This is a genomic window from Candidatus Zixiibacteriota bacterium, from assembly GCA_034003725.1.
In the GTDB taxonomy this organism is placed as follows: domain Bacteria; phylum Zixibacteria; class MSB-5A5; order GN15; family FEB-12; genus WJMS01.
In genome coordinates, this window is sequence record JAVEYB010000002.1 from 455,776 (window position 1) to 464,501 (window position 8,726).

General features: G+C 59.0%; 8 protein-coding genes. 2 read left to right on the plus strand and 6 right to left on the minus strand.

Annotated features, from left to right (window positions below):
• Positions 1–87 precede the first annotated feature (87 nt).
• The 6 genes from lepB to RBT76_04790 form a co-directional block, all read right to left on the minus strand.
• Positions 88–819 (minus strand): signal peptidase I, encoded by a 732-nt coding sequence (lepB, locus tag RBT76_04765; protein MDX9857077.1) that lies wholly within the window; start codon positions 817–819, stop codon positions 88–90.
• A 91-nt stretch (positions 820–910) separates the two neighbouring features.
• Complete coding sequence (gene rseP / locus RBT76_04770; GenBank protein MDX9857078.1) at positions 911–1,966, minus strand: RIP metalloprotease RseP; 1,056 nt, start codon at positions 1,964–1,966, stop codon at positions 911–913.
• Complete coding sequence (gene dxr / locus RBT76_04775; protein MDX9857079.1) at positions 1,963–3,129, minus strand: 1-deoxy-D-xylulose-5-phosphate reductoisomerase; 1,167 nt, start codon at positions 3,127–3,129, stop codon at positions 1,963–1,965. Before dxr ends, rseP begins: the two co-directional genes overlap by 4 nt.
• Positions 3,130–3,176: 47 nt before the next feature.
• Positions 3,177–3,764: a peptidylprolyl isomerase gene (locus RBT76_04780; GenBank protein ID MDX9857080.1), complete on the minus strand. Its 588-nt coding sequence runs from the start codon at positions 3,762–3,764 to the stop codon at positions 3,177–3,179.
• Positions 3,765–3,884: 120 nt separating this feature from the next.
• Positions 3,885–4,862: a hypothetical protein gene (locus RBT76_04785; protein ID MDX9857081.1), complete on the minus strand. Its 978-nt coding sequence runs from the start codon at positions 4,860–4,862 to the stop codon at positions 3,885–3,887.
• Positions 4,863–4,963: 101 nt separating this feature from the next.
• Positions 4,964–5,665: a hypothetical protein gene (locus tag RBT76_04790; GenBank protein ID MDX9857082.1), complete on the minus strand. Its 702-nt coding sequence runs from the start codon at positions 5,663–5,665 to the stop codon at positions 4,964–4,966.
• A 244-nt stretch (positions 5,666–5,909) separates the two neighbouring features.
• On the opposite strand from RBT76_04790, the gene RBT76_04795 reads away from it, so the two are divergent.
• Positions 5,910–6,815 carry a 3-hydroxyacyl-CoA dehydrogenase NAD-binding domain-containing protein gene (locus tag RBT76_04795; protein ID MDX9857083.1) on the plus strand — a complete coding sequence of 302 codons (906 nt, stop codon included), beginning with the start codon at positions 5,910–5,912 and terminating at the stop codon, positions 6,813–6,815.
• A complete protein-coding gene (locus RBT76_04800) occupies positions 6,812–8,020 on the plus strand; it encodes an acetate kinase (protein MDX9857084.1) in 1,209 nt (402 codons plus the stop codon). Before RBT76_04795 ends, RBT76_04800 begins: the two co-directional genes overlap by 4 nt.
• The last annotated feature ends 706 nt before the right edge of the window (positions 8,021–8,726 follow it).

The window sequence follows — 8,726 nt, forward strand, 5'->3', positions numbered from 1 at the left end:
GAATGTTCTCCACGCGGCACGTCTGCTGAGCCGCATTGGTATCGCTTATACACCAATCGGCTGAATCGGTTGGCCTCTCCAGTTGTATTATCTCACCACGGTAAAGAGCTTGTTCCAGCGAACTTTCTCGAAGAAATGGATGGCGTTGAATACGAACAGTCGCGGCACCGACAGAGGATCGGTAACCGTCACCTCCGGCGACGGGTGCCTGCTCTCGTCCCAGGACCAGTGGATCACCATTGCCTGCCCCAAAATGAGCTCTTTGGGCACGGCTCGCCAGTACCGTGAGTCGTACGAATTGTCGCGGTTGTCCCCCATCATGAAGTAGCTGTCCCGGGGAACCACGTATGGTCCGAAATTATCGCGGCTGTTCTGCCCGCCCATCCGGCGCGGATGGATGATCTGCTCACCGGCAACGGTGGTATCGATAAACTTCGCCTCCGGCGGATTCGGGTACGGCTCGCCGTTGACGTACAGCACCTTGTCGCGAACCAGGATGGTGTCGCCCGGCACGCCGACACAACGCTTGATATACTTGGTGACGCCGTCACCGGGGAAAAGGAAAATAACCACGTCGCCCCGCTCCGGCTGGGAGAACGCCGGCAGACGCCAGCCAACCAGCGGCAGCTGCGCGCCGTATACGAACTTGTTCGCGAGCAGAAAATCCCCGATCAACAGCGTGTCTTCCATCGACGCCGTCGGGATCTTGTAGGCTTCGACAATCGACGTTTTAATTATCAAGGCCAGGACAACGGCAATGAATATCTGCTTTATGTTATCCCAGATGCTGCCGACCGTATCCTGCTTTTTTGCCGTCATCGATTCCTCGTTTTCTCGCCCGCTCCCGGGCGAAACAGTCTTCCCTGTCTGTTTGTACGCCATTCGACCGGTCTTGTTTCAGGTCCTGATATCACCGCATGATATCGTTGTACGTGACAAAGATGATCAAAGACAACAGCACAATCAATCCGATTTGTTGCGCCAATCCGCGCGCCCGCACGGACAGCGGCTTGCCCTTGACGGCCTCGATCGCGAGGAAGACAAGATGACCGCCGTCGAGCACCGGGATCGGCAGCACGTTTAACACCGCCAGATTCACCGACAACAGGGCCATGAACAGAAACAGGCGCGAGGCTCCCTGTTCGGCTTCCCGGCCCGCCTGCTTGGCGATAAACAGCGGCCCGCCGATCATCTTGCTGGACACCTGCCCCGAAATGAGCAGGTAGACGAACTCGACCGTCTTGTACACCATCGTGTGGGCGGCTACAAATCCCCGCTCCACTGACTCAACGATCCCGTAATTCTCGTAGGCGAGCACCTGCTGCGAGATGCCGATCATGCCGACCGTATCGATGCCGCCATCGGCCCGGGGCTGTTCGCCCACGGTGGTCGTCACCGATGCCGTCATGGTGTCGACGCCGCGCACCCAGGTTACATCAACCGGCGCCTGGACTCGTGCATTGATCAACTGGCGCATGGATTCGAACGAGGTGACCGCCTGGCCGTCGACCGCCACGATCTGATCGCCCACCTGCAGGCCGGCCTGTTCGGCCGGACCGCCCTCCGCCAGCGTCCCCACCACGCTTCGCTCATCGTCGTAGACCGGACGCCCCCCGAAATACAGAATACCGATCATCAAAAACACGGCGAGGGCATAGTTCATGAACGGACCCGCAAATATCACGGCCGCCCGCTGCCCAACCGACTTGGACATAAACTCGTCGTCGGCCCCCGATGACTCGTCGTCGGGGTTCTCCCCTCTCATCTTCACGAATCCGCCGAGTGGGATCAGTCCGATACTGTATGCGGTGCCCCCCCGCCGCCAGTTGACAATATAAGGTGGGAATCCCACCGAAAACCGTTCCACGCCGATTCCCACCCACTTGGCGACCAGAAAGTGGCCAAGTTCGTGAATGAAAATCAGCACGCCGAGCGTGAAGACGAATGCGAGGATGGTCGTAATCATACTGTAAGGCTCTCCATGGTCTGCAGTGCCAGCGTGCGTGCCTCATGGTCCGCCGCGAGAATGTCGGGCAACGTCGGTGCGGCGACCGACTCGGCACGTTCGATTACCCGGGCGATCGTCAGCGGTATGTCCGTAAACCGGATGCGGTGTTCCAGGAATGCCGCTACGGCGGCCTCGTTCGCCGCATTAAAAGCCGCGGGGGCTGTTCCTCCCCGCTCGGCAGCATCAAAAGCCAAACCCAGGGCCGGAAACCTCTCCAGATCCGGCTCTTCGAACGTCAGTGATTGCATCCTGCTCCAGTCTATCCTGCCGTACGCCGACTCGGCCCGCTCGGGCCAGAATAATGCATACGTAATAGGCAAACGCATGTCCGGCTCGGATAGTTGCGCGATAACCGAAGAATCCACAAACTCCACCATTGAGTGTATTATCGACTGGGGATGAACCACAACTTTGATTTTATCCGCCGGAACCTCGAAAAGTTGAACGGCTTCGATAACCTCCAACCCCTTATTGGCCAGCGTGGCCGAGTCGACCGTGATCTTCGCGCCCATCCGCCAGGTCGGATGATTCAGCGCCTGCTCCACCGTAACCGCCTCAAATCGGTCGGCTGCAAGCGTTCGAAACGGGCCGCCGGAGGCTGTCAGCAAAATCCTCCTGATCTCCTCCTTGCGCCCGCACTGAAGAACCTGCCAGATCGCCGAATGTTCCGAATCTATCGGAAGGATCCGCGCGCCGGTCTTTTTTACGATCGGCGCGAAAAGCGGCCCCCCGGCCACCAGCGATTCTTTGTTCGCCAGGGCAAGGTCCCGGCCCTCTTCGACGGCGCGAAGCGACGCCCGAAGTCCCGCGGCTCCCACCACCGCGTTGACCACCATTTCCGGCCCCCGAAGTCCCGCCAGCTCCACCAGGTCCGATTCGCCGGCCAGAATCTCCACCGGCTCGTCTTTCAGCAGCGTCTCGAGCGCCGACCGCCGCGTACCGTCAACCACGCACAGGTATCTCGGCCGAAACCGCCGGTATTGCTCCGCCAGCAACTCCACGTTACCGTAGGTCGCCAGCGCCCGGATTTCAAACGCCCCGGGATGTGCCTCGACGACTTCCAGCGTCGATCGCCCGATCGAACCGGTCGAGCCAAGTATGACGAGAATACGCGGCGGCATCGACTATCCTACCGGACCGAGGCAGCAAGAGCGAGCCAGCGACCCGCTCAGAGCGCCTTCCCGTCCGCCGTGGATTCATAGGCCTTGATCAGCGTCACCTCTTCCACCGGCGCCGAGTTTTCGCCCCCGCGTGATGGCCCCACCGGCGTCTGCTCCAGCTTGTTCAGCGCTTCGCTCCCGTTCACCACGCGACCGAACACGGTATACTGGCCGTCAAGATGCGGCGCATTCGCAAAACATATGAAAAACTGACATGAGGCGGAGTTGGGGTGCGGCCCCCGCGCCATCGACAGAATCCCCCGCTCATGCTTCAGGTCCGAAAACTCCGCATTCAGCCGATACCCCGCATCGCCGGCGCCGGTCCCGGTGGGGTCGCCGCCCTGAATCATGAAGCCTTTGATAATACGATGGAACACCGTACCGTCGTAGAAACCCTCGTTCGTGCGAGCAAGAAACGAATCGGCATGCGCCGGAGCCACATCGCGGTACAACTCCAGCGTGAGATTACCCATGCTGGTCTCCAGCGTAACGAAATGATTCTCTTTGTTGCGTATCGGGGTCTCGGTCTCCGGTCCGCATCCGGAATGCGCCATCATAGCCGCTCCCAATGTGAGGGTGAGTAAAAGCTTTTTCATATCTGTCCTTCGCCAATGGCACCGTGGGTTATCGCAATACCTGTCAGGACAATTATATAGACACAAACGCACGCGCTGTCAATCATTCAACAACGCAGGCTCCGTTGAGGTCCTGATGGGCTATCGACGAATAAACGGGCGGTACCCGACAGCCTCCGGCTGCGCCCGCGAGGGCCCCGTCAGCGAGTTCGATGACGAACCCGACGCTGCCAGCACGTAGAACGTCAGACCGCGACTCCAGTAGAAATAGATATCCGCCGCCGGTGGGGTCGAATCAAAACCCGTCGAGTCCGGCAATCCGTACGCCGCCACCATCTGGTCGTACGTCGAGCGCACTCCGACCCCCTCCGGAAACTTCTCGCCGTACCCGTCGGTCAGTATCACCCCGACCACCCCCTCGTACTGGTCCGCGATATTATTCTGGTTGGTATCCCCCATTATGACGACCACCTGCTGAGCATCCTCATAGACGACATAGTGCAGATATTGGAAGGGATCGACATCGATGCTTTCCGAAAGTCCGTTGAGACTCAGGACCGAACTCAACGTGTCGGTAAACCGTATATGTTGTCCCTGACCGTCGGCGCCGTAGCGCAGCACGTTGCCGCGGATGATGATATTCGGCTTCAGCGTGTCATCGGCATCGGATATCGCACGAATGACCGCATACGGCATTGCCCCGTCCATCGTATATGAAATCGTCGTCCGACCGTCGGCGTCGGTGATATTCGAGTCCGCCGACAAGTGCCCGTCACCTTCGACGATCTCAAACCGTACGTACCCGCCGTTCACGTGCGTGTCGGTGGAGTCGCTGTACACGACGGCGATTTCCTTGTTGAGCGAGTCGGTCCCCATCACGGTCGTGAAGTAAAGGCCGTTGGGGGCAACCAGCCCGACCGTCTTGGCGTCCGCAGACACCGGCGCGGGCAGCGCCCTCGACGTCCTGACCTCCTCGCTCATATGGAGCTCGATAATCGGCCGGGTGTCCCCCCCGCCGTTATCGTCGTCATCATCGCCGCCACAGCCGGCCATCAGCAGCGGCAGTGCGGCCATACCTGCCAGCATGCGGAGGTACGACCGGAACGAAAACATGTTCATGCAGAGCATCTCTCGCGTGTGAAGATTGCTGGTTTGTATCCATAACGATCGGCAGGCGGTGACGGTTCACCCGGCCTGCCGATCGTGAAGATAGCGGATCGTTACCAGCCTTTGAAGTAGTATTTCAGCGCCCCGCCGATATTCAGGTATTTCGGCCGGTCGTTGTTCGACACGAAATCGTAGGAGTTGACCGAACTGATCGCCCAATACCCTTTGTTGGTCGGTTCACTCAAACGCACATCGACGCCGAAATTGACCGCCAGCGCGAGATTCGCGTCCTGATCGTCCTCGGACAGCGTGAAGTCCGCATTGGTAATCCCCCCCTTGAATCCCATGCCGACATACGGCGCCAGCGCCGCGCTGTTGACGTCGGCAAGGAAGAAGTTCAGGTTGAGTTCGAGATCGAACTGGTGCAGCTCCGGATCATCATTAAGAACGATCCCATAACCGTCGGGCATGTACCACGGTGACGGTTTCAATTCGTGCTTGGTGTAACGAAATCCGAACGAATACGCAATGTGGCCGTCGCGGACCTGTCCCAGGTTAAGTCCGATCGACCACGCCGTCTTGTACAGATCGTCCGAGGGAAACTCGAACGCCCGAGTTCGATCGAAATCATCCTGGTAGACGCCGAAATCGCCGATCACGGGCAGCCCCTCGTAGTCCCCGTGGGGCGACCCCATACTGAAATGAAATTCCGAAAACGTCCACCGCGGACTGACCCGGACAATCGCGTCGGCCGTCGCGGCCAGACCGGTTACCGCCGCTGCGATCAGCGCGACGGTTCGTGTAATCCTTTTCATACTGTCTCCACGCAGTTAGCTTCTCGTACACCTATATATCGCGCATGCAGGTCAAAGTCAACGACGGCAACGCCTTGGCCTGCTCTGTTCCATTATACAGCGAATCGGGTCTCGCGCCTACACTGCACCCAACAATTCGATCTTTGTCAGTGCAAATTCGCTTGCCGATCCCGATAGAATGACTATAATGTCGGCAAGTTTGCCGACAATTCGCGCGGCAAAACGAGACTACGAGAGGAGCGATATGCCTGGTAGAGAAATAGTTATAGTCGGCGCAGGCCTCATGGGCCAGGGCCTGGCTGAAGCCATAGCCAGCAAGGGAAGCGAGGTCATCCTGGTGGACAAAACCACCAAGCTCGCCCACCGCGGTGTTAAGGGAATTGCCGAGTCGATCGACCGCGAGATCGGTCGCTGGGGACTCACCGAGTCCGACAAGAAAGCCATCCTCGCGCGCATCCACCCCTCGGCGGATCTGTCCGAGGCCGAGGACGCCGAGATCGTCTTCGAGGCGATCCCCGAAGACCTCAAACTGAAACGCGAGCTGCTGCAGGAACTCGACGACATCTGCCCCGAGGATACCATCCTCGTCACCAACACCAGCACTCTCTCGATTTCAGAAATCGCCAGTTTCACCAAGCGGCCTCGCAAGGTTATCGGCATGCACTTCCTCAATCCGGTATCGCGCATTCCGCTCGTCGAGATCATCAAGGGTCTGCGCACCGACGAGGAGACGTTTCGTCGCGCCGTGGAATTTGCCGAGTCGCTGGATAAGAAATGGATCACCGTCAATGAGTACCCCGGCTACGTCACCACCCGCATCATCGTGCCGTTCATGAACGAAGCGATGCACGTGCTGATGGAGGGCGTCGCGTCGGCGGAAGACATCGACGAGGCCATGAAACTCGGCTTTGGCTTTAACGTCGGGCCGCTCGCACTCGCCGACCAGATGGGCCTCGATGTCGTCATGACCTGGATGGACAACCTGCTCAGGGAACTCTCGGAACACAAATACAACGCTTGCCCCATGCTGCGCAAACTCGTCCGCGCCGGGCACCTGGGCGTCAAGACCGGTCGCGGGTTCTTCCGCTACGACGAGGACGGCAACCGTGTCGAAAGCGCAACCGCGGTCGCAGGAGGCATAGTCAAATGAATATCCTCGTTATCAACTGCGGATCGTCATCGGTCAAATACCAGTTTATCGATACGAAGACCGAAGTCGCCCTCGCCAAGGGCATGGTCTCGCGAATCGGAATGACTGCCTCGGTCATCACGCACAAACCGCATGACAAGCCGGAAATCACCGTGTCGGCGGAAATCCTCGATCACATCGCCGCCATTCAGTACGTCGTCTCGCTCCTGTTGTCGAAAAACCACGGCGTCATCAAGGAAAAGAGCGAAATCGACGGTGTCGGGCATCGCGTCGTGCACGGCGGTGAAGAGTTCCAGGACTCGGCGCTCATCACCGAAGAACTGATGACAACCCTCCGGCACTTGATCGAGCTTGCGCCGCTGCACAACCCGCACAATATCCGTGGCATTAAGGCCTGCGAACAGACGCTGCCGGGCATACCGCAGGTGGCGGTGTTTGACACGGCTTTCCACTCCACCATGCCGCCGCATGCCTACATCTACGGGATACCGTACGTGTTCTATAAACGCTATGGGATCCGTCGCTACGGCTTCCACGGAACGTCCCACAAGTACGTCAGCGAGCGCACGACCAAGATGCTCGGCAAACCGCTCACCGAATTGAAAGTGGTTACCTGCCATCTGGGCAGCGGCAATTCCGCCGCGGCGATCGACATGGGCAGGTCCGTCGACACCACGATGGGCTTTACACCGCTCGAGGGGTTGCTGATGGGTACGCGGTCGGGCGATCTCGACCCGGCCATTATCATGCATATCATGGCCCGCGAAGAGCTGACGCTTAACGAAGGCAACACTCTGCTCAACAAACACTCCGGCCTGGCCGGCATCTCCGGTGTCTCGTCCGATATGGCCGACATTATCGAGCGGGCACGCGAAGGGCACGAAGGCGCGTCGCTGGCGCTGAACGTCTACTGCTACCGGCTCAAGAAATACATCGGGGCCTATGCCGCCGCGATGGGCGGACTCGACGCGCTGGTGTTTACGGCCGGTATCGGCGAAAACGCCCCGGTTGTACGCAAGCTCACGACCGACGGACTCGAGTTCCTCGGCGTTAAAATCGACGCCAAGAAGAACAACACGGCCATTCGCAAGGAAGTTGATATCTCGGCCCCCGATGCGCGCGTGCACACGTTGGTGATCCCGACGAATGAGGAACTGGTGATCGCCCGCGACTCCGAACGGATCGTCAAGGCAGCGAAAAAGTAGACTTACACGGCGGGCTCGTCTTCGAACCCGCCGATCTGCTCCCACTATCAGCGTGCATGGTGTACATCCCCGTGCACCAACGACCAGGACATTCAGTGGCGTCAGGCGACCCGCCTGACGCCACTTTGTTGTTGCGTGACGTGCTAGTCCGCCGACGGCGGACGACAGGTGCCGCCCGACCAGCGCGCGTGGTGTACGTCCCCTGCACCACGCCGCTCACCGCCTCTCCCGCCCACCCATTTTCCCTACACTTTCGCCGGTAAAAATGGCGCCGGCCCCTATACCGGACAAAGGAGCCAACAGCCATGCCAACGAATCGACCGAAAATCTACCGATGTTCTTCCGGCCGTTACACCGCAAGATCCGCCCAATCAACGCGATACCCCCGTTGGGAACAGCCTATCCGATGTCAGCACCGTGTGCGTGTATATTCGGCATTGAATCGTTTCTGTTTCTGCATCTGCACACGGAGCTGACCTACAATGACTTTTTGCGTTTTTGATGGTGAGTTGGTGATGCCGCGTCACATGTCGATCTTCTCCGTCGATCTAGCATGCGACGCAACGACATCGGCTGTTCCGTCGAGTGCCGGGCTTGTAGGTCAGCTCCGGTCGCGATTGACGCACCGGTCAAACTGCACTGGACTGCCGAGCGACCGGTGCTGACATTGTCGCCGCCTATCCGATGTCAGCACCGTGTGCGTGTA

Coding starts and splice junctions, on each gene's coding strand:
- RBT76_04790 (MDX9857082.1), bottom strand. CDS start 5,665: ATGAAAAGGATTACACGAACCGTCGCGCTGATCGCAGCGGCGGTAACC.
- RBT76_04780 (MDX9857080.1), bottom strand. CDS start 3,764: ATGAAAAAGCTTTTACTCACCCTCACATTGGGAGCGGCTATGATGGCG.
- RBT76_04795 (MDX9857083.1), top strand. CDS start 5,910: ATGCCTGGTAGAGAAATAGTTATAGTCGGCGCAGGCCTCATGGGCCAG.
- dxr (MDX9857079.1), bottom strand. CDS start 3,129: ATGCCGCCGCGTATTCTCGTCATACTTGGCTCGACCGGTTCGATCGGG.
- RBT76_04785 (MDX9857081.1), bottom strand. CDS start 4,862: ATGAACATGTTTTCGTTCCGGTCGTACCTCCGCATGCTGGCAGGTATG.
- rseP (MDX9857078.1), bottom strand. CDS start 1,966: ATGATTACGACCATCCTCGCATTCGTCTTCACGCTCGGCGTGCTGATT.
- RBT76_04800 (MDX9857084.1), top strand. CDS start 6,812: ATGAATATCCTCGTTATCAACTGCGGATCGTCATCGGTCAAATACCAG.
- lepB (MDX9857077.1), bottom strand. CDS start 819: ATGACGGCAAAAAAGCAGGATACGGTCGGCAGCATCTGGGATAACATA.